This window comes from Bradyrhizobium sp. USDA 4501 (assembly GCF_054062115.1).
Window position 1 is genome coordinate 6,920,529 of record NZ_JBSSEX010000001.1, and the last position, 20,541, is coordinate 6,941,069.

Consider the following 20,541-nt stretch of genomic DNA (forward strand, 5'->3'; position numbering starts at 1 on the left):
CGCGTTTAGGCGTTAGCTCCCGGCGCTGACCGGGCCTGATCCCCGATCAGCAAAACTTCCCAACACGCTATCGACAATTTCCAGCGGCGCTCGCGGTCGGATTCTGCCCGCACGTCGCCTCAGATGGAGCCGGCACGCGCTGCAAAAGCGTGGCCGGAATGTGCCATGACCTCTCTGACGACCAAGCGGCCGGCCGCAATCCGGATCGTGCTTCCCTTTGTCTTCCGCCATTGGCTGGAACAGCCGCTGCGTGCCTCCGCGGTGACGGCCGGATTCCTCGGCGCAACCGCGGCCGACCTGTTCATGCCGGTGTTTTCCGGCCATCTGGTCGACGCGCTGACCGCGGGCGCCACCAATGCGGCCGCGCGCCATGCGGCGATGCTGGCGTTCGGCGCCATCGTCGGCCTCGGCGCGCTGTCGCTGGTGCTGCGGCTGGTCGGCATCCAGACCATCGTGCCGTTCACGCTGAAGACGATGTCCGATGTCGGGCAGCAGGCCTTCATGCGGGTGCAGCGCTTCTCGACCGACTGGCACGCCAATTCGTTCGCCGGCTCCACCGTGCGCAAGATCACGCGCGGCATGTGGGCGCTCGATTTGCTGAACGACACCATCCTGATGGCGCTGCTGCCGTCGGTCGTGGTGCTGGTCGGTTCGATGATCCTGCTCGGCGTGCATTGGCCGCAGCTCGGCGCGGTGATCGCGGTCGGCTCGGTGATCTATGTCGCGATGACCATGGTGTTCCAGGTGCGCTACGTCGCGCCTGCCGCGCGCGTTTCCAATGCGTGGGACACCAAGGTCGGCGGCACGCTGGCCGACGCCCTGACCTGCAACGCGGTGGTGAAGTCGTTCGGCGCGGAGACGCGCGAGGACATGCGGCTCGACGGCGTCATCAGCCGCTGGCGCCGACGGGTGCGGCGGACCTGGTTCCGCTACAATCACACCTCGACGGCGCAGCTCGTGGTGCTGCTGTGCTTCCGCGCCTCGGTGATCGGCGGTGCGATCCTGCTGTGGGCGCAGGGCCGCGCCACGCCGGGCGACGTCACCTATGTGCTGACCAGCTACTACATCATCCATGCCTATCTGCGCGATGTCGGCATGCACATCAACAACCTGCAGCGTTCGGTGAACGACATGGAGGAACTGGTGCAGATCCATGGCGAGCCGCTCGGCATCGTCGATGCGGATGATGCTGGGACGATCGACATCCAGGGCGGCCGCATCGTGTTCGACGACGTCACGTTTCACTATGGCGGCCACCGCCGGCCGCTCTATGACGGGCTGTCGGTCGACATCGACGCCGGCGAGCGGGTCGGCCTGGTCGGGCGCTCCGGCTCCGGCAAGACGACCTTCGTCAAGCTGGTGCAGCGGCTCTACGACGTCTCCGCTGGCCGGATCCTGATCGACGGTCAGGACATCGCCAGGGCGACGCAGCAATCGCTGCGCAGCCAGATCGCGATCGTGCAGCAGGAGCCGATCCTGTTCCACCGCACGCTGGCGGAGAACATCGCCTATGGCCGGCCGGGCGCCGGCATGGAGGCGATCGAGCAGGCGGCGCGGCTTGCCAATGCGCACGACTTCATCATGCGGCTGCCGAAGGGTTACGGCACGCTGGTGGGCGAGCGCGGCGTCAAGCTGTCGGGCGGCGAGCGGCAGCGCGTGGCGCTGGCGCGCGCGTTCCTGGCCGATGCGCCGATCCTGATCCTGGACGAGGCGACCTCGAGCCTCGATTCGGAATCCGAGGCGCTGATCCAGCAGGCGATGGAACGGTTGATGAAGGGCCGCACCTCGATCGTGATCGCGCACCGGCTGTCGACCGTGCGCAGCATGGATCGCATCCTGGTGTTCGACCGCGGCGAGATCGTCGAGCAGGGCACGCATGAGGTGCTGGCCGCGCGTCCCGGCGGCATCTATCGCGGCCTGTTCGAGCGCCAGGCGACCGAGTTTGGTCAGGCCGCGGCTGAGTGAGATGGCGCATGGCTGGAGCGCCGGTTCTGATTGGATCAGCACCGGCGCTCCCGTATCGCCCGCGCTATTTCGGCGCCAGTCCGTTCCACACCAGCGCGCCGCCGGACAGGAACAGCAGCAGCAGCACGACGTCGGAGAAATTGCGGTCGCTGAGCGCGTGATAGAGCCGCGCGCCGAGCCAGGCGCCGAGCAGTGTCCCCGGAAACGCGCACGCCACCAGCCAGATCAGCTCGGGCTTCGCCAGGCCGCTTGCGATCTGCACGCAAAGCGCGGCCGCCAGGATCGTGAAGTTGAAGATCTGGAACACGCCGCGGCGCTGCTGTTTGCCCCAGCCGCGCACGCTGGCCCACAGGATCGGCAGCGGGCCGGACAGTCCGGCGAGGCCGCCGAGGATGCCGCCGGCAAATCCGATCGCGCCATCGGCCCATTTGCCGCCGAAGGCGATCGACATCGGCTTGCGTTGCAGGAACAACGCGGTCGGAAACACCAGCAGGAAGACGCCGATCGTCAGCTTGAAGACCTCGGGGTCGGCCCGCGCGATCAGCAGGATGCCGATCGGCACGCCCGCGAGGCCTGCGATGACGAACGGCCAGACCAGACGGAAATCGATGCTCTTCCAGATCGACGGCAAGGTCGAGAGCTGCGCGATGACCGAGCAGACCAGCACCAGCGGCACCGCGAGTGTCGGCGGCAGCACATAGAGCCAGATGCCGAGCGCCATCAGCGCGGTGCCGAAGCCGGCAAGACCGGAGACGAAACCGCCGGCAAGCGCGCCGAAGAACAGGATCGCATAGCCTGCCGGGGTCATTTTTTCTCCTTCGTCATTCCGGGATGGTCCGAAGGACCAGACCGCAGGTGCGCAATCGCGCACCGGGGAATCTCGAGATTCCGGGTTCGATGCTGGCGCATCGCCCCGGAACGACGGTGGTGTTTGGCGCCACGTTTACACAACGCGTCTCGCAGGTACTATTCAAAATCGCGGCTCATCAACGATAATCGGAACGGAAGCATCCCATGACTTCAGGCTCGCCTGCGAATTCGCAAAAAACCTTTCTGGTCTGTCACGGCGCCTGGTCGGCAGGCTGGGCATGGAAGAAGATGCATCCCCTGATGCAGGCCGCCGGCCATCGGCTGGTCACGCCGAGCTACACCGGGCTTGGCGAGCGCGCGCACCTTGCGCATCAAGGACTCGACCTCGAGGCGCATATCCAGGATGTGCTCAGCGTCATCAGTTACGAGGACCTGCACGACATCGTGCTGATCGGGCACTCCTATGGCGGCATGGTCGCGACCGGCGTCGCCGACCGGGTGCGCGAGCGCATCGCGCAGATGATCTATATCGACGCTTTCGTGCCGCGCGACGGCCAGTCGCTGTTCGATCTCAACGAATCGGCCATCGAGACCATGCGTGAGTTCGTGAGCGACGGCGACGGCTGGCGTATTCCGCCGATGCCGGTGCCGCCGGACACGTCGCCCGCCGACGTCGCATGGCTGAGCGCGCGGCGCGTCGACATGCCGATCAAATGCTTCGAGCAGAAATTGCGGTTGAAGCACGGCGAGACCAGCCTGCCGCGCAGCTACATCTACGCCACCCGCGCCACGCAGGCCGACACGTTCGGCCAGTTCGCCCGGCGCATCAGGAACGAAGCCGGCTGGCGCTATTTCGAGATCGACGCCAGCCACTCGCCGAACGTCACCGCACCGGAGGCGCTGATGGCGATGCTCATGGAGATTGTTTCCTGAGGCGATCTCTAGCGATCCAGATCGTATTCGTGCACGGCAATCCTCGTTCACGGACGAGATCTATCAGCGCTGCGGTGAAAGATCCGAGCGCTACGATAAAAAGTATGGCGACACCATATTCGTGCCGCAGCTGGAAATAGGTACTGACGAATGCCACGATCACCAGCAGGCACGTCGGGATGGCGCTTATTGTGGAGAACATGATAGGCGATTGAGGAGCTCGGCGCGGCGCCTCAGCCGGGGCATGTCTCTCTTACGCCCTGTTTTGGCATCATCGCCGTCCGGGACCGCATCAAGAGCTTGTATCCGGTCGGTCACGCGGTTCATGCGGGAGATCAGCGTCCGGATTGGGTTTGAGGTTCTGGCGGGCACTGATCGACTGGCGGTTGCATTGACCAATGCCGCTGAAACGCCGCGCCCTGTCCGCTTCAGCATGCGGGAGGCCGCGCGCAACCGCGATGGCTGGCGCATCCCGCCGACGCCGCGTCGAAATCAATCAGACGCGCTTGTTGCCCGGGTCATGCACCGCGTGCGTCGCGGACGGCCTGAGCGACCTTTGTCGCCTGCGACACGCGTCCGATCTTCGCGCCTGCAATGATCTTTCGCCGGCGTTCCCTCGGCTTCGGCGCCATGCCTTCGCCCGCGGTGGCTCCAGCCGGGGGACGCGTCGTGAAGTTCGCGGCCCGGTGCAGTGCGAGGGCCTTTCGAGCCGCTTCGACATGTGCGGTCCGGGCTGCCAGATTGTGCTGACGCCTCAGCTCCGTGTTGACCCGTTTCAGCGCTGCCGCGAACACCTGTTTTCGCTCTGACGCATGCTTGGCGGTTCCTGGAAAGCTCGTGCCGCGAGCCTCGGCCTTTCCGCGGCTCTCTCGCTGCTTCTGTCGGCCGACCGTTCGCTCCTTGTCGCGCATCTTGCGCAAGCGGGGTCGCATGGCCTCGAGCTCGCTCACCTCGACGCCGTAGATGGCGGGATGATGCGTCACGCGGATTGCTTCATATTCTTCATGGCTGAGGATGCTGCGTTCGAACTTGCAGGCGACCGACATTCCTATTCCTCCTTTTGATCTTCTTGAATCTCGGGGCAGAAGGACACGTCCAGCTCTGGCGGATCATAGCTGCAATGCCGCCCGATGACCAATCTGCCACTATCCAAACTCGGCCAGCGCTTCGATCGCAGTGATCGATTGTCTTGCTGTGGCGTCAAAGCACAGTGGCTCCTACTTTGGGCTCCTACTTTTCTGCTTCGTCGTCCTTGAGACGAATCCCCTCAGTGCGCAGAGCCGCAAAGAGAGCCGCGATATCTTCGGGCTCCATATTGTTGGGGCACATCCCGTTCAGTTGCTCGGTCGTGATCGTGCCGGTACTGCTGGCGATGTCTCTTGCCTTCGCCATGATCTTCTGAAGGTCCATCTGCGATCCTCCGCGCGAGGCATACTCTACGCCCGCCACCCCATGCATGTCGCCTTTTTAAGAAACGTGGGCCTGTGGCGGCACTGAAGCGATCGGTTCGCTTCGCTTCGAGTTGAGATAATATCGTTCGAAGTTCGCCATCGGAACCATGCAGCGACCGCAACTTTGTCTCGCATGTTCGGTTGAACTGCGACATAATGAGTGTCTCGCGTGCTGGTGAGCATGGATTCATGAACCGCAGCCCCGTGCTCGTAGACCTGGCGCTCCAAGGCGGGGGATCGCACGGTGCGTTCACGTGGGGTGTCCTGGATCGGCTTCTCGAAGAACCTTGGTTTCAGATTGCGGGCATATCCGGGACATCGGCCGGAGCGATGAACGCAGCCGTGCTGGCGGATGGTTGGACCGCGGGCGGCGCTGCCGGCGCACGCGAAGCGCTTGAAAAATATTGGCGAAGCGTCTCGCGCGCCGCCGCATTCAGTCCGTTGCAACGGTCGCCGCTCGACCGCCTGATGGGACGCTGGTCGCTTGACAGCTCCCCGGCCTATCTCTTTACCGATTTGATGTCGCGGATGCTTTCACCCTACGACCTCAATCCGCTTGGCTTCAATCCGCTACGCGACATATTGAACGACAGTATCGATTTCGAGCGTCTTGCACGCGCGCCGATCAAGCTCTTCATCACCGCCACGCGCGTGCGTACGGGCCGCGGACGGATTTTTCGCAACGCGGAGATTACCGCGGAAGTCCTGCTCGCGTCGGCTTGCTTACCAACGATGTTTCGCGCGATCGAGATCGATGGCGAGCCCTATTGGGACGGCGGCTACGCGGGCAATCCCACGATTACACCGCTCGTCCGCGAGACCGACGCGCGCGACACCGTCGTCGTCCAGATCAACCCGACCGAGCGTCCGGAGCAGCCGCGCACGGCCGCTGACATTCTCAACCGGCTTAACGAGATCTCGTTCAACTCGCCGCTGGCAAAGGAGCTGCGCATGATCGCGTTGCTTCGCCAGGTCGCCGATCCCGGTACTGGGGAAGGCGCCCGCTGGGCGCAGATGAAGACGCACCGGATCAAGAGCGACATGCTCGCGACGTTCGGTTCGTCATCCAAGCTCAATGCCGAATGGGCGTTCGTGGCCAAGCTGCACGAGGAAGGGCGGCGAGCCGCCGGCGAATTCCTCGACGCCCATGGCGCCGATCTCGGTGAGCGTTCGACCGCAGATCTCGATATTCTGCTGGCGGAGTGCTGAGACGATGGGTCTTCTCGGCATTCTCGTCGGGCTTGGACTGCTGGTCTGTCTCGCTTTCCGCGGTTGGAGCGTGCTGCTGCTCGCACCGCTCTGTGCGCTGGTGGCCGCAGCTTTCGGCGGCGAGCCGCTGCTTGCCAACTGGACGCAGACCTTCATGGGTAGTGCGTCGGAGTTTCTCGCGCAGTTCTTCCCTATTTTTCTGCTTGGCGCCGTGTTCGGAAAGCTCATGGATGACAGCGGCGCGGTCGCTGCGGTCGCGGGCTTCATCTCCCGGTGCCTAGGCGAACGCCGGATCATCCTTGCGGTCGTGCTCGCAGGCGCACTGGTCACCTACGGCGGCGTCAGCCTGTTCGTCGCCTTCTTTGTCATCGTTCCGATGGCGCAGACGCTGTTTCGCACGGCGGGGATTCCACGTCGTCTGGTACCGGCGGCGGTCATTCTCGGGACTTCGACCTTCACCATGTCGGCGCTGCCGGGCACGCCGTCGATACAGAATGCGATACCGATGCCTTTCTTCGGCACGACCCCCTTTGCCGCACCGGGCCTCGGCGTTGTCGCCTCGATCATCATGCTGAGCGTCGGGCTGTGGTGGCTGCTTCGCGCGGAGAAGGCAGCGCATCGCGCAAAAGAGGGGTATGGCGACGAGCCGCCGGTTCCGGCGGATGCAGCCGACGATGAGCTGTTGCGCGAGCGGGCTACGACGGCGCGAGAATTCGACCCGGCGGAGCTCCGCCACGGATATCACAGCGATGCCGCCGTCCCGATTTTCAACGCCATCCTTCCCCTGATCGTCGTCGTCGCCGTCAATCTAGTGATGTCGCTGGTTGTGCTGCCTCGGCTTGATTTCTCGTTCCTGGCCGAACAGCGGTGGGGAAATACATCACTGGCTGCCGTGGCCGGTGTCTGGTCGGTTGTCGTGGCGTTGGCGGGAGCGATCGTGACGGTCATCCTCTGCAACTGGACGCGGCTGCCCGCACTGCGACGAACGATGGATGCCGGTGCCAACGCGTCGGTCCTGCCGGCGCTGAGCGTCGCAAGCCTTGTCGGATTCGGCGCCGTTATCGCCTCGCTTCCCGCTTTCGGCGTGGTGCGGGACTGGGTGTTGCGAATTGAAGGCGGTCCATTGGTGTCGCTCGCGGTCGCGACGAACATCCTTGCGGCGCTGACGGGGTCGGCTTCCGGCGGCTTGACGATCGCGCTCGATGCGCTGGGACGGACCTATATGGACCTTGCCGCGGAGGCGGGTATTGACCCCGGCCTGTTGCATCGCGTCGCGGTGATCGGTTCGGGAACGCTGGACATTCTACCTCACAACGGAGCTGTCGTTAGCCTGCTTGCGATCTGTGGGCTCAAGCATCGCGATAGCTATCTCGACATTGTCATGGTCGGCATTGTGAGTTCTGTCATTGCACTCGCAGCGGTGATTGCGATCGGCACCGCATTCGGGTCGTTCTGACGCAAGACGATGGGTTGGCTCTACTTCCCGCCGGCGCGCGTAGCTGGAACGACGTTGATCTGAAAATGGCGAGGGGCCCGGCGTGTCGCGCCGAGCCCCTCATGGTCCATCTTCAAGACGCGTTTTCTTCACGCGAACCGGAAATCCACTTCGCTCGAAAACGCTTTAGAATATCAGCCGGCCTGTAAGCCGGGTTCTGTAGGGCACCATTCTCGCGAATGGTACGCGACGGCCATTCCTCTGGGACAAGGTTTGCACCTTGCCTCGGGCAACCTACCCGGACAGCGGGCCTGACATCGCCCTGCGGTGTTATCGCGCGTGCGCGAACTAACCGCGTTGCCGTCCCTATTCGGTTTTGCTCCCGGTGTGGTTTGCCATGCCATCTCCGTTGCCGGAAACGCGGTGCGCTCTTACCGCACCTTTTCACCCTTACTTCCTCCGAGGAGGAAGCGGTTCGTTCTCTGTGGCACTTTCCCTGGGGTCGCCCCCGCCGGATGTTATCCGGCACCGCATGTCGATGGAGCCCGGACTTTCCTCCCCCGCGGCCTTTCGGCGCTTGCGGGAGCGGCCGTCCGGCCGACTGACGGGTTACGCATGCGGAGTTTGGCCGCCCGCGTCAAGCGATTGCGATGGTTAACCTTGGCCTGGCGCGCGGCTGGCTCTCGATTTTGACATTCGCAGAGGAGAGGCCTTTGATATCGATTTGATCGATCCAAAGCTCGAGGCGCCATGGATACCGAACTGGCCCGGACGTTCCTGACGGTGGTGAGCGCCGGCAACTTCATCACCGCGGCGGAGCGGCTGCATGTCAGCCAGTCGACCGTCAGCACCCGCATCCACACGCTCGAGCAGCAGCTCGGCTGCGTGCTGTTCGTGCGCAACAAGGCCGGCACCACGTTGACGCCGGCCGGCCGGCAGTTTCAGCGCCACGCCTCGGTGCTGGTCCGCACCGTCGAGCAGGCGCGCCATGATGTCGGAATCCCCAAGGGATTTTCCGCGACGCTGGTGGTCGGCGGCCGCATCGGACTTTGGGAAGAGTATCTGCTGCGCTGGCTGCCGCTGATGACGCGGGCGCATCCCGACATCTCGATCCGCGCCGAGAGCGCGCTCGAGCCCGAGCTGATGCAGGGGCTGGTCGAGGGACGCATCGACATCGGCGTGATGTACACGCCGCAGAGTCGCCCCGGCCTCAAGGTCGAGCAGCTGTTCGAGGAGCAGCTCATCCTGGTGTCGACCGATCCGAAAAGCGCACCGGAGCCGGGACCGGGCTATGTCTATGTCGATTGGGGCCCCGAATTCTACGCGCGTCACGCCACGCTGTTTCCGAATTTCGCCGGCCCCGCGCTGACGGTGAATATCGGCTGGCTCGGATTGCAGCATCTTTTGGAGAATGGCGGCTCTGGCTTCTTCGCGCGTCGTATCGTGGAGCCGCTCCTGAAGGCGCGGCGGCTGCACGCCGTCGCCGGCGCACCTGGCTTTGCGATGCCCGCCTATGTCGCCTATCCGGCTGACAGCCAGGACGATCATCTGGCGCGCGCGGTCGAGACCATGCATCGGCTTGCCGCGTCGCAGGTTAATGCGAGCGCGGACCTGCCGCGGGCCAGGCCTGCCGCGCGGCGGCGGCGCTGACCGCGATTTCTATCGGCATCTCCGATCGATTCCATCGGCTTTCCTCGCTTGTCAGCGTAAACGTCCGCGTTCACAGCAGGATCGGGATCAGCAGGAGGTCAAACGATGGATATTGCGGCAGAAGTGGGAGACGCGTTGCTCAAGGGAGCCTCCGACGCGATCGTTGCGACCGATGTCGAAGGCCGTATCACCTTGTGGAATCCCGGCGCGGTCAGGATGTTCGGCTTCAGCGCCGAGGAGGCGATCGGACAATCGCTCGATTTGATCATTCCGGAGAATCTGCGCGCGCGTCACTGGGCCGGCTTCCGGCACACGATGGCGACCGGGACGAGCCGCTACGGTCAGGGCGATCTGCTGTCGGTGCCGGCGCTGACCAGGCACGGGACGCGCATCTCCGTCGAATTCACCATCGAGATGCTGCACGATGCGGCGCACAAGGTCGCCGGCACCGTCGCCGTGATGCGCGACGTGACCAAGCGTTTCGAGGAGCTCAAGGAGTTGCGGCGCCGCGCCGCGCAGCAGGCCGCGACATCGTCGTAAAGGCTGGGAAGCCATGCCGTCATTGCGAGGAGCTCGCGACAAAATTGCGAAGCAATTTTGCGCTGAAGCGACGAAGCAATCCATCGCTCCGCACATGCGACAGATGGATAGCTTCGCGGAGCCTGTCATCGGGCGCGCGTTCGCGCGACCCGGTGGCTCGCAGTGACGCGGATCAAGCTACAAGCAAATGTCAGGTTCTCGGTCATCCCCTCCGGAGCCGATCACGGCCGCTGGAGTTACTTTCCCGATCGCAGGCGGGTCTCCGCCAGCGCGGTCACAAGGCCGATGACCAGCATCGAGGCCACGATGTCGGCTTCCGCACCGAAACCAAATACGATCACCGTCGCTGCGGCTACCGCCGCAAGGATCGCGATGGTCAGCCCTTCGTCGGCGATCAGCTGACGCAACGCCTTCAGGCGCGTGATGCCCCGTTGCATTGCCTGCTCACACGCCGAGCGGATTGCCGCCCGCGGCGATGTTCGAGGCGACCTGACCGGCGTGGTGGCGCGGTTTCGCCACGATCCGGCTGCGCAGGATTCGGTACAGCATCGACAGCAGGAGCCGGCAAAGGCGTGTGGCTGTCTGCGGCAGTGGTGTCATGGCGAAGTCCTCCGGGCATCCGAAGGCTACGCGCTGCCATGAATTTAACAAACGAATAATATTGGCGGTTACTATCGGATTATCCGATATCTAGCTCTGCGGCCCGCCGGGCCGGTGAGACATTCACGCCGGGCGGCCAAAATAATTTATCCTGACGATGTCGTCCTGCGTGTCGCCCGTTCGACTGGGTGTCGGCGATCCAGCCGATCAAGAGGAGTTCTCAAGATGCAATATCTGTTGCTGATCTACCGGAGCGACGCGGAATATGGCCGCATGAATGTCGACGACCGCAAGGCCCTGTCGGCGGAATATGGCGTCTACACCCAGTCCATCATCCAGAGCGGACACTTCAAGGCGGGTGACGGGCTGCAGCCGGTGTCGACCGCGACCACCGTTCGGGTGCGCGACGGCAAGACGCTGACAACCGACGGGCCGTTTGCGGAAACCCGCGAACAACTCGGCGGCTATTATCTGGTCGATGCCAAGGATCTCGACACGGCGCTCGGCCTCGCGGCGCGGATTCCCGGCGCCAAGACCGGCTCGATCGAAGTCAGGCCGGTGATGATCTACGACAAGTGATGGTTTCGTCGTTCCGGGGCGTGCGAAGCGCGAACCCGGAACCTCGAGATTCCGGGTTCGATGCTTCGCATCGCCCCGGAATGACGGTGAGACCATGACCCCCAGCCAGATCGAAAAAGTGTTTCGCGACGAGGCGGGCCGGGCGCTCGCAACGCTGATCCGTCTCGTCGGCGATTTCGACCTGGCCGAAGATGCGCTTCAGGATGCTTTTGCCGTGGCGCTGCAGCGCTGGCCGATCGGCGAATTCCCCTCCAATCCGCGTGCCTGGCTGGTCAATGTCGGCCGCAACAAGGCGATCGACCGCGTTCGCCGCGCGGCGACGTTTCGCGGCAAGCAGCAGGAACTGACGCATCAGATCCTGCTCGATGCAGAGTCCTCGCCCGAGCCGGCCGATGCAACGCTCGACGACGACATGCTGCGGCTGATCTTCACCTGCTGCCATCCGTCGTTTGCGGCGGAGGTCCAGGTCGCGCTGACCTTGCGCACGGTGTGCGGGCTGACGACGGTCGAGGTCGCGCGCGCCTTCCTGGTGAGCGAGGACGCCATGGCGCAGCGCCTCTTGCGCGCCAAGCAAAAGATAAAACTCGCCGGCATTCCCTATGAGGTGCCGGAGCGTGAGGCGCTGGAGCCGCGCCTCACCGGCGTGCTCGCGGTGATCTACCTCGTCTTCACCGAAGGTTATGCGGCGACCGCCGGCGAGGATCTGATGCGGCCCGATCTTGCCCGCGAGGCGATCCGGCTGGCGCGGCTGATCGATGCGCTGATACCGGCGCGCGGCGAGATCAAGGGGCTGCTGGCGCTGATGCTGCTGCATGATGCGCGCCGCGCCGGCCGCCAGACCGCCGGCGGCGATATCGTGCTGCTCGAGGAGCAGGACCGTTCGCTGTGGGATTTCCAGCAGATCGCCGAAGGCCTCGAACTGGTCGAGGAGGCGCTGCGGATGCCGGGCCGGCCGCAGTCCTACGCCGTGCAGGCGGCGATCGCCGCGCTGCACGCGCGGGCGCCGAGTTACAAGGACACCGACTGGCCGCAGATCGCCGGTCTTTACGAGGTGCTGCTGCGCATCAGCCCGTCGCCGGTGATCGAGCTCAATCACGCCGCCGCGGTGTCGATGGTCGATGGTCCGGCGCGCGCGCTCGACCTGATCGACGCGCTGGACGCGCGCGGCACTTTGAAGGGATATGACCAGCTGCCCGCGGTGCGCGCCGACCTGCTGCGCCGCCTCGGCCGCAAGGATGAAGCGCGGCAGGCCTATCTCGCCGCAACGGCAGCCACGCAACTCGAACCGCTGCGCCGGCTCTATGCGCGGCGCATCGCCGAGATGGGGTGACGCACCCCATCTCTTGCGTGGCCAGTGACGGCGCGCCATTCATCCACGATGGTCAGCGCGCCGTGAGGCGTTGAGCGTGCTCAGTACCCTGTCTTTGCCTTGGCGCCGGTGCTCGATTGCCCGGTCGTCGTCCCCTTCGACATGCCGGTCGTGGTGCCGGGTGCCATCTTCTTCTGCGCGTGATGGACCTTCTGGGTCTTGTGATGGGTCGACGACATGGTCTTGCTTTGGGTCGACATAGCGCCAGCGGCTGCCGGAGCGACAATGAGGCCGACGGCGGCGGCTCCTGCGATCAGTGCTTTGAACATGGACGAATCTCCACTCGGACCGCCCCACCTACAAAGACCGCTCATGCCGAAAAGTTCCAACGTGCACGCACACTTGGCCGGTAAATGCACCGCTCCTCGCGACGACGGACGGAGGCGAGCCTAGCTCGACGCGACCACCGTCGCCGCATCCGGCGGCAGGCTCTCGAGCAGCGCGTGCAGTGTGGCCATGGTGGAACGGTCGGCGATCCCGTCGATGCGCTCCGGGCGGAAGTGGCGCTGGAAGGCGGTGACGACCTCCATGGTCGGGCCGTCGAACTTGCCGTTGGTCGGGATGTTGTAGCCGTAGCGCCGGAACGCGGCCTGCATGTTGGAGACGCTGTCGCTGATCGCACCGAGCTGCAGCGCGTCGCCGCGCACGATCGGCGCCGGCTGCACCCAGTGCCCGACGCCGGAATTGGCCAGCGAGTGCCACGGGAATTTCTCGCCGGGATCCTTCTTGCGCGCCGGTGCCACGTCGGAATGGCCGAGCACGCGATGCGGGACCACCTTGCGGCGAAGCATAATGCCGCGGCACAGCGCGATGACAGCCGCGATCTGGCGCAGCGGAAAATCCGGATAGCCCCAATCGTGGCCGCGATTGACGATCTCGACGCCGATCGAGCAGGAGTTGATGTCGTCATCGCCAGCCCACGCGGACACGCCGGCGTGCCAGGCGCGCTTGCTCTCCGGCACGCACTGCACGATGCGGCCGTCCTCGAGCACGATGTAGTGCGCCGAGACCTCGGTGCCGGCCGTGCAGAGCTGGGTGATCGCACCCTCGACGTCGGGCATGCCGGTGTAGTGCAGCACGATCATGTCGGGTTGTCGGCCATTGGCGCGATCGCCGAAGTTCGCCGACGGGATCACGTCGGAGGCGATCGAGGAATCCGGCGTGAACGTCTTCGCGTCCGCCACCCCCTTTGGAACAGGGAGGGCGCGCTGACGCTTCGAATCAGCGTTGCCGGACGAAGACGAACTTGAAGCCATACGAATCACTCAAACCCGAACCAGGAGAAAGCATTTTGACATATGGATAAACAAATAGGCGTTTACTATTCCTTTACCGTGCGGGCCGCGCAATCGACCCCTGCCGGTTCCACGATCCGCATGATGCGCTGCGCCATTGTGCCCGGAGCGGGTCGCGAGGGTATCACTCGAATGCGGATCAAAGCCGCGCGATTCCGCTAACCGATCATCAACGTTTTCTTAACGTTAAGTGCCGTTACTGAGAGGTGAAGTGCCGAACCGGTTTCGGGGGACGGCCAAAGGACGCTGAGCCCCGCTGTTTGCGCGAAATCCCATGGAAACCCTCCCAATTCCGGTCGGATATCAGGATTTGCGGCCGAGAACGGGAGTTGGCGCTGGCGTCACGCAGCGGCTTTTTCACGCGTTTTCGAGCGAAGTGGATACCGGTTCGCGTGAGGAAAACGCGTCAAGACAGGAATCCAGAGCCCCGTTCCGGTCCGATCGGAACGAAGAGGGCTCTGGGCGCGAGGATTCGAGGCGCAATGAGTCGGCGCGCACCCAGCTTGCATGCCAGTTACGCGGCGCCGCCCGGGAGCGGCGCATGAGCGAGCGTGCGCCGCGTCACATTTCGGTGCTGGGCCGCGAGGCGGTCGCGCATCTCGCTCCGCGCGCCGGCGGCATCTATGTCGACGCCACCTTCGGTGCCGGCGGCTACAGCCGGGCGATCCTCGATGTCGCCGAGACCCGCGTGATCGGCATCGACCGCGACCGCACCGCGATAACCGGCGGCTTCGATCTGGTCGACGGCGCGGGCGGTCGGCTGACTCTGGTCGAGGACCGCTTCTCCAACCTCGCCGAGGTCTGCGCGTCGCACGGGGTGGATAAGGTCGACGGCGTCGTGATGGATGTCGGCGTCTCCTCGATGCAGCTCGACCAGGCCGAACGCGGCTTCTCATTCCGGCTCGGCGGTCCGCTCGACATGCGGATGGCCCAGAGCGGCCCGACCGCGGCCGACGTGGTCGCGTCGGCTTCCGAGAAACAGCTCGCCGACATCATCTATATCTTCGGCGAGGAGCGCCATTCGCGCGGCGTCGCCCGCGCCATCGTCGCCGCGCGCAAGGACGCGCCGATCACGACGACCGATGCGCTTGCCGATATCGTCGCGAAGGTCGTGCGCGCCAAGCCGAACGAGATCCATCCGGCGACGCGGACCTTTCAGGCGCTGCGCATCTTCGTCAATGAAGAGCTCGATGAACTGCACGAGGCGCTCGCAGCGGCCGAGCGCGTGCTGAAGCCGGGCGGCCGGCTCGTCGTGGTTTCGTTCCATTCGCTGGAAGACCGCATCGTCAAGAATTTCCTCAGCCTGCGCGGCAAGGTCTCCGCCGGCTCACGGCATTTGCCCGAAATGGCGCAAGCGGCGCCGAGCTTTCAGATCCTGACCAAGCGGCCGGTGACGCCCGATGAGGCCGAGCTTGCCGCCAATCCGCGCGCGCGATCGGCCAAGCTGCGTGCCGCCGAGCGCACCGCGGCGCCGGTGCACGCCGACGACGACCTGCCGTCATGGCCGCGGCTGTCCGACCTGAAGCGGGGAGGGTGACGATGCGCCTTCTCCATCTCCTCGTCATCGGCATGCTGATCTTCGCGGCGTCCTACGTCTACCGCATCAAGATGGAATCGACCGCGCGCGTCGAACGCGTGCTGCAGCTCAACGCCGAGATCCGCGAGCAGCGCAATGCGATCGCCGCGTTGCGCGCCGAATGGGCCAAGCTCGATGCGCCGCTCCGGCTGCAGGGCCTCGCCGAACGCCATCTGCCGCTGAAGCCGGTCAACGCCAACCAGTACGATTCCCTGAAGAACCTGCCGGAACGGCCGCCGAGCTTCACGCGGCCCGGTTCGCGCGATCCGATCGGCGCGATGATCGATACCATCGAGGCCGCCGCGGCGCCTGACAGCACCACCGGATCGATCGACAAGGCGGCGACCGACCAGCCGGCCGCCGACCAGCCTGCGCCCGACGACTCCGGGCAGGGCGGGGGAGACCAGCAATGACGGGACCAGCCATGACCGATCCGGCACCCGCCAACACACCGGCCGTGAAACCGGCCGAGCCCTGGAACCAGCGGCTGATCCGCACGCTGCTGTATGGCAGCAATGTCGACCGCGCCGCGAAGGCGCGCGCGCGCGTCGGTCTTGCCATCCTCGCTTTCGCCGCGGTCTATTGCGTGCTGGCGGGGAGGCTGGTGCTGTTCGCCGTCGGCGCCGACAGCCATGGTGCGCGCCGCACCGCATCGCAAGACGCCATCGCGACCGCGCGGCCCGACATCACCGACCGCAACGGCGAAATCCTCGCCACCGACGTCAAGGCGCCGAGCCTGTTCGCCGAACCGCGCCGCCTGATCGACAAGGACGAGGCGATCGAGCTTTTGACCGGAGCCCTGCCCGATCTCGACACCAGCGAGGTGCGCGACCGCCTGTCGTCGCGCAGGGGCTTCGTCTGGCTGAAGCGCGAGATCACGCCGAAGCAGCAGAGCGACATCCATCGCCTCGGCCTTCCCGGCGTCGGCTTCCTGCGCGAGAACAAGCGCGTCTATCCGACCGGCAACGAGGTCGCCCACCTGATCGGCCTCGTCAACATCGACAACCAGGGCATCGCCGGCATGGAGAAGTGGCTGGACAGCAACGGTCTGGCCGATCTGCATCGCGCGGGCTTCGCCACCGACCGGCTGCAGAAGCCGGTGGAGCTGTCGGTCGACCTGCGCGTCGAGCACGCGCTGCGCGACGAGCTGCTCAAGGCGAAAGAGAAGTTCAAGGCCAAGGCCGCCTCCGGCCTCGTCTCCAACGTCCGCACCGGCGAGATCGTGGCGATGGTGTCGCTGCCGGATTTCGATCCGAACAATCCGAAGGAGGCGCACGATCCCGATCGCATCAACCGCCTGACCACCGGCGTCTACGAGATGGGCTCGACCTTCAAGGCGTTCACGCTGGCGATGGCGCTGGATAGCGGCCGGTTCGACCTCAACTCGATGTGGGATGCGCGTGGCCCGCTGCACTACGGCAAGTTCGCGATCCATGACGATCACAACATGGGCCGCATGATCAACATGAAGGAGGTGTTCTACTATTCCTCCAACATCGGCGCGGGACGCATTGCGCTGGCGATGGGCGTCGACGCGCACAAGGCGTTCCTGCGCAAGATGGGCCAGCTCGAGAGGCTGCGCACCGAATTGCCGGAAAGCGCCTCGCCGATCGTGCCGAAGAAGTGGGGCGAATTGAACACCGTCACCATCTCGTTCGGTCACGGCATCGCGGTGGCGCCGCTGCAGGCGGTGATGGGCATCGACGCGCTGGTCAATGGCGGCTACCTGATCCCGCCGACCTTCCTGAAGCGCACCGAGCAGGAGGCGATGGCGCTCGCCAAGCGCGTCATCAAGCCTGAGACCTCGGACAAGATGCGCTATCTGATGCGGCTCAATGCCGAGATCGGCACCGCGAAGAAGGCCGACGTCAAGGGCTACTATATCGGCGGCAAGACCGGCACCGCGGAGAAGGTGATCAACGGCCGCTACGCCAAGAAGCGCGTGCTCAACGCCTTCACCGCGATCCTGCCCGCCGACAATCCGAAATACCAGCTCCTGATCATGCTCGACGAGCCGCAGCCCCTGAAGGAAACCTACGGGTTCATCACCTCGGGCTGGAATGCGGTGCCGACCGGCGGCAATGTGATCGCCCGAATTGCGCCGCTTTTGGGCGTTGAACCGCGATTCGACCTGCCGCCGTCCGACCGCCTTATTCTTGCGGCATCCAGAACAACCCAGTAAGGCGTATACTCACGCGGCGCCAGAACGGCGCCGGCCAGACTGGAAGATCATGAGACTTCGCGACCTCTTCAGCGATGATGCGACGATCGATCCGAGTGCCTCCTCGCTCATTGTCGGAGGGCTTGCGGTCGACAGCCGCGCGGTGAAGCCGGGCGACCTGTTCTTCGCGCTGGCCGGCAGCAGGACCGACGGTGCGCGCTTCGTCGATGCGGCGATTGCCGCCGGCGCGGTCGCGGTCGCCAGCGACCATCTGCCGCAAGGTCACGCGCGCGCCCCCTTCGTCATCACGCCGAATCCGCGCCGCGCGCTGGCGCTCGCCGCGGCCAAATTCTTTTCCCGCCAGCCGGCGACGATCGCGGCGGTGACCGGCACCAGCGGCAAGACCTCGGTCGCAGCGTTCACGCGCCAGATCTGGCAGCGGCTCGGTCATTCCTCCGCCAGCATCGGCACCATCGGCCTCGTCTCGGACAAGCGCACGGTCTACGGCTCGCTGACCACGCCGGATCCGATCGCGCTGCATCGCCAGCTCGACGAGATCGCGAGCGACGGCGTCACGCATCTGGCGTTCGAGGCGTCCTCGCACGGCCTCGATCAGTATCGTCTCGACGGCGTGCGCATCGCAGCCGGCGGCTTCACCAATCTGTCGCGCGACCACATGGATTATCATCCCGACGTCGCGCATTACCTCAATGCAAAACTCCGGCTGTTCCGCGATCTGGTCGCGCCAGGCGGCGCCGCGGTAATCTCGGCCGATCATGATTGCTCAGGGCAGGTGATCGATGCGGCGCGCGCGCGCGGCCTGCGCATCATCGCGGTCGGGCGCAACGCCGATGCAGGCGATGGCATCAGGCTCACCGATGCTGCCATCGAAGGCTTTGCACAGAAGCTCGCGATCGAGCACCGCGGACGCAAGCACGCGATCCGGCTGCCGCTGGTCGGCGAATTCCAGATCGAGAACGCGCTGGTCGCGGCCGGGCTCGCGATCGGCACCGGCAGCGCCGCCGATGACGTGTTCGGCTGCCTCGAACATCTCGAAGGCGCCAAGGGTCGGCTGGAATTCGTCGGCGAGCACAATGGCGCGCCGATCTTCGTCGATTACGCCCACAAGCCCGACGCACTCGCCAAGGCGCTGCAGGCGCTGCGGCCCTATGCCAGGCGCAAGCTGGTCGTGATCTTCGGCGCCGGCGGCGACCGCGACGCCGGCAAGCGTCCGATCATGGGCGCGATCGCGGCCGAGAATGCCGATCAGGTCATCGTCACCGACGACAATCCGCGCAGCGAGAAGCCGGAGGCGATCCGCGCCGCGATCATGGCGACGGCGAAGGGCGCGCGCGAGATCGGCGACCGCGCCGCGGCGATCCGCGCCGGCATTGCCGGCCTCGCGCCGGGCGATGCGCTGGTCGTTGCCGGCAAGGGCCACGAGGTCGGGCAGATCGTCGGCAACACGACGCTGCCGTTCAGCGATCATGAGGCGGTCGCCAGTGCACTGGCTGCGGAGGGCGCATGAGCACGATGTTGTGGACCTCGGATGCGATGGCGACGGCGATGCGCGCCGCCACGCAAGGCGAGCTGCCGGACGGCGTCAGCGGTCTCTCGATCGACAGCCGCACCATCGCGCCCGGCGAGGCGTATTTCGCGATCAAGGGCGACGTCCATGACGGCCATGCCTTCGTCGAGGCGGCGCTGAAGGCCGGCGCCGGGCTCGCGGTGGTCGAGACCGCGCAACGGGCAAAGTTTCCCGCTGATGCGCCGCTGCTGGTGGTCGACGACGTGCTCGCCGGTCTTGTCGAGCTCGCGCATGCCTCGCGCGCGCGGCTCAACGCGCAGATCGTCGCGGTAACCGGCTCGGTCGGCAAGACCTCGACCAAAGAGGCGCTGCGCCGCGTGCTGTCGGCGCAGGGCGAGACCCATGCGTCGGTGGCGTCGTTCAACAATCACTGGGGCGTGCCGCTGTCGCTGGCGCGCTGCCCGGCCAGCACGCGCTTTGCGGTGTTCGAGATCGGCATGAACCATGCCGGCGAGATCACGCCGCTGGTGAAGATGGTGCGCCCGCACGTCGCAATCATCACCACGATCGAGCCGGTGCATCTGGAATTCTTCGCCGGCATCGAGGCGATCGCCGACGCCAAGGCGGAGATCTTCGCAGGGCTCGAGCCCGATGGCGCGGTCGTGCTCAACCGCGACAACGGGCAATTCGCGCGGCTGCAAAAGCAGGCCAAGCAGGCCGGCATCTCGCGCATCGTCTCGTTCGGCGCCGACAAGCGTGCCGAGGCGCGGCTGCTCGACCTGTCGCTGCACGCGACCTGCTCGGCGGTGCATGCGGATATTCTGGATCACGACATCACCTACAAGATCGGCATGCCCGGCCGGCACATGGCGATGAACTCGCTCGCGGTGCTTGCCGGCGCCTCGCTACTCGGCGCCGATATCGCGCGCGCGGCGCTGTCGCTGTCGCAGCTCGAGGCGCCGACCGGCCGCGGCCTCCGCCGCACCCTCGAGGTCGGCCATGGCGAGGCGATGCTGATCGACGAGAGCTACAACGCCAACCCGGCTTCGATGGGCGCCGCGCTCAACGTGCTCGGTCAGGCCCAGACCGGGCCGCATGGCCGGCGCATCGCCGTGCTCGGCGACATGCTCGAGCTCGGGCCGACCGGGCCCGAACTGCACCGCGGCCTCAACGAGGCCGTGACCGCCAACCGCATCGACCTCGTATATTGTTGTGGTCCGTTGATGCGGAATCTGTGGGATGCCCTTTCCACCGGCAAGCGGGGAGGCTATGCCGAGAGCTCGGCGGCGCTCGAAGCGCAGGCGGTCGCCGCGGTCCGTGCCGGTGACGTGATCATGGTGAAGGGCTCGCTGGGATCGAAGATGAAGCTGATTGTCAGCGCGCTGGAAAAACGCTTCCCCGACAAGGCCGCGCACGAAGAAGCGGTATAGGACTCCTCGA

Annotated in this window: 21 protein-coding genes and 1 other RNA gene; 13 read left to right on the forward strand and 9 right to left on the reverse strand. The window is 65.3% G+C overall.

What is annotated here, in order from left to right:
- Positions 1-165 precede the first annotated feature (165 nt).
- Entirely contained in the window at positions 166-1,965 is a 1,800-nt protein-coding gene (locus ACVWZM_RS31845) for an ABC transporter ATP-binding protein (protein WP_253589623.1), read from the forward strand.
- A 64-nt stretch (positions 1,966-2,029) separates the two neighbouring features.
- On the opposite strand, the gene ACVWZM_RS31850 is transcribed toward ACVWZM_RS31845, so the two are convergent.
- Positions 2,030-2,773 carry a sulfite exporter TauE/SafE family protein gene (locus tag ACVWZM_RS31850; RefSeq protein ID WP_253589624.1) on the reverse strand — a complete coding sequence of 248 codons (744 nt, stop codon included), beginning with the start codon at positions 2,771-2,773 and terminating at the stop codon, positions 2,030-2,032.
- 206 nt (positions 2,774-2,979) lie between these two features.
- On the opposite strand from ACVWZM_RS31850, the gene ACVWZM_RS31855 reads away from it, so the two are divergent.
- A complete protein-coding gene (locus ACVWZM_RS31855) occupies positions 2,980-3,708 on the forward strand; it encodes an alpha/beta fold hydrolase (protein WP_253589625.1) in 729 nt (242 codons plus the stop codon).
- Here the strand turns inward: ACVWZM_RS31855 and ACVWZM_RS31860 are convergent.
- The 3 genes from ACVWZM_RS31860 to ACVWZM_RS31870 all read right to left on the reverse strand — a co-directional run bounded on the left by ACVWZM_RS31860 (position 3,689) and on the right by ACVWZM_RS31870 (position 5,118).
- Positions 3,689-3,910, reverse strand: a complete 222-nt coding sequence (locus ACVWZM_RS31860) for a DUF2721 domain-containing protein (RefSeq protein ID WP_168859075.1) — start codon at positions 3,908-3,910, stop codon at positions 3,689-3,691. The two genes, ACVWZM_RS31855 and ACVWZM_RS31860, sit on opposite strands and share 20 nt — an antisense overlap.
- A 316-nt stretch (positions 3,911-4,226) precedes the next feature.
- Positions 4,227-4,754, reverse strand: a complete 528-nt coding sequence (locus ACVWZM_RS31865) for a hypothetical protein (protein ID WP_253589626.1) — start codon at positions 4,752-4,754, stop codon at positions 4,227-4,229.
- A gap of 184 nt (positions 4,755-4,938) precedes the next feature.
- Positions 4,939-5,118, reverse strand: a complete 180-nt coding sequence (locus ACVWZM_RS31870) for a hypothetical protein (RefSeq protein ID WP_057014983.1) — start codon at positions 5,116-5,118, stop codon at positions 4,939-4,941.
- Positions 5,119-5,348: 230 nt separating this feature from the next.
- On the opposite strand from ACVWZM_RS31870, the gene ACVWZM_RS31875 reads away from it, so the two are divergent.
- Together ACVWZM_RS31875 and ACVWZM_RS31880 are read left to right on the forward strand one after the other, a co-directional pair.
- Positions 5,349-6,368, forward strand: a complete 1,020-nt coding sequence (locus ACVWZM_RS31875) for a patatin-like phospholipase family protein (protein ID WP_057014984.1) — start codon at positions 5,349-5,351, stop codon at positions 6,366-6,368.
- Between the two features lie 4 nt (positions 6,369-6,372).
- The gene (locus tag ACVWZM_RS31880) at positions 6,373-7,824 is read left to right on the forward strand and encodes a GntT/GntP/DsdX family permease (RefSeq protein ID WP_253589627.1); all 1,452 of its coding nucleotides are present in this window, start codon (positions 6,373-6,375) and stop codon (positions 7,822-7,824) included.
- 169 nt (positions 7,825-7,993) lie between these two features.
- On the opposite strand, the gene rnpB is transcribed toward ACVWZM_RS31880, so the two are convergent.
- An RNA gene (rnpB, locus tag ACVWZM_RS31885) (RNase P RNA component class A) lies at positions 7,994-8,408 on the reverse strand.
- Between the two features lie 145 nt (positions 8,409-8,553).
- Between rnpB and ACVWZM_RS31890 the strand changes: the two genes are divergently transcribed.
- Positions 8,554-9,453: a LysR family transcriptional regulator gene (locus ACVWZM_RS31890; protein ID WP_168859073.1), complete on the forward strand. Its 900-nt coding sequence runs from the start codon at positions 8,554-8,556 to the stop codon at positions 9,451-9,453.
- 105 nt (positions 9,454-9,558) lie between these two features.
- Positions 9,559-9,993, forward strand: coding sequence for a PAS domain S-box protein (locus ACVWZM_RS31895; RefSeq protein ID WP_092087651.1), 435 nt, complete (start codon positions 9,559-9,561; stop codon positions 9,991-9,993).
- 236 nt (positions 9,994-10,229) lie between these two features.
- Here the strand turns inward: ACVWZM_RS31895 and ACVWZM_RS31900 are convergent, their stop codons facing one another.
- Both ACVWZM_RS31900 and ACVWZM_RS31905 read right to left on the reverse strand, forming a co-directional pair.
- Complete coding sequence (locus ACVWZM_RS31900) at positions 10,230-10,430, reverse strand: hypothetical protein (protein WP_253589628.1); 201 nt, start codon at positions 10,428-10,430, stop codon at positions 10,230-10,232.
- A 7-nt stretch (positions 10,431-10,437) separates the two neighbouring features.
- On the reverse strand, positions 10,438-10,593 hold the full coding sequence (locus tag ACVWZM_RS31905; protein WP_253589629.1) for a hypothetical protein: 156 nt from the start codon (positions 10,591-10,593) through the stop codon (positions 10,438-10,440).
- Positions 10,594-10,818: 225 nt separating this feature from the next.
- Between ACVWZM_RS31905 and ACVWZM_RS31910 the strand changes: the two genes are divergently transcribed.
- The gene (locus ACVWZM_RS31910; protein WP_253589630.1) at positions 10,819-11,172 is read left to right on the forward strand and encodes a YciI family protein; all 354 of its coding nucleotides are present in this window, start codon (positions 10,819-10,821) and stop codon (positions 11,170-11,172) included.
- Between the two features lie 94 nt (positions 11,173-11,266).
- Positions 11,267-12,502, forward strand: a complete 1,236-nt coding sequence (locus tag ACVWZM_RS31915; RefSeq protein WP_076824119.1) for an RNA polymerase sigma factor — start codon at positions 11,267-11,269, stop codon at positions 12,500-12,502.
- 80 nt (positions 12,503-12,582) lie between these two features.
- Here the strand turns inward: ACVWZM_RS31915 and ACVWZM_RS31920 are convergent, their stop codons facing one another.
- Positions 12,583-12,810, reverse strand: coding sequence for a hypothetical protein (locus ACVWZM_RS31920; RefSeq protein ID WP_016840052.1), 228 nt, complete (start codon positions 12,808-12,810; stop codon positions 12,583-12,585).
- 120 nt (positions 12,811-12,930) lie between these two features.
- A complete protein-coding gene (locus tag ACVWZM_RS31925) occupies positions 12,931-13,797 on the reverse strand; it encodes an N-acetylmuramoyl-L-alanine amidase (RefSeq protein WP_076824121.1) in 867 nt (288 codons plus the stop codon).
- A 580-nt stretch (positions 13,798-14,377) separates the two neighbouring features.
- Here ACVWZM_RS31925 and rsmH point away from each other — a divergent pair.
- The 5 genes from rsmH to ACVWZM_RS31950 are packed head-to-tail and all read left to right on the forward strand — an operon-like array spanning position 14,378 to position 20,531.
- Positions 14,378-15,373: a 16S rRNA (cytosine(1402)-N(4))-methyltransferase RsmH gene (gene rsmH / locus ACVWZM_RS31930; RefSeq protein ID WP_456855550.1), complete on the forward strand. Its 996-nt coding sequence runs from the start codon at positions 14,378-14,380 to the stop codon at positions 15,371-15,373.
- A gap of 2 nt (positions 15,374-15,375) precedes the next feature.
- The gene (ftsL, locus tag ACVWZM_RS31935) at positions 15,376-15,825 is read left to right on the forward strand and encodes a cell division protein FtsL (protein WP_035632058.1); all 450 of its coding nucleotides are present in this window, start codon (positions 15,376-15,378) and stop codon (positions 15,823-15,825) included.
- 11 nt (positions 15,826-15,836) lie between these two features.
- Positions 15,837-17,594, forward strand: coding sequence for a peptidoglycan D,D-transpeptidase FtsI family protein (locus ACVWZM_RS31940; RefSeq protein WP_456856800.1), 1,758 nt, complete (start codon positions 15,837-15,839; stop codon positions 17,592-17,594).
- Between the two features lie 49 nt (positions 17,595-17,643).
- Positions 17,644-19,101, forward strand: a complete 1,458-nt coding sequence (locus ACVWZM_RS31945) for a UDP-N-acetylmuramoyl-L-alanyl-D-glutamate--2,6-diaminopimelate ligase (protein WP_456855551.1) — start codon at positions 17,644-17,646, stop codon at positions 19,099-19,101.
- Positions 19,098-20,531: a UDP-N-acetylmuramoylalanyl-D-glutamyl-2,6-diaminopimelate--D-alanyl-D-alanine ligase gene (locus ACVWZM_RS31950; protein WP_456855552.1), complete on the forward strand. Its 1,434-nt coding sequence runs from the start codon at positions 19,098-19,100 to the stop codon at positions 20,529-20,531. The genes ACVWZM_RS31945 and ACVWZM_RS31950 overlap by 4 nt, the downstream gene beginning before the upstream one ends.
- The last annotated feature ends 10 nt before the right edge of the window (positions 20,532-20,541 follow it).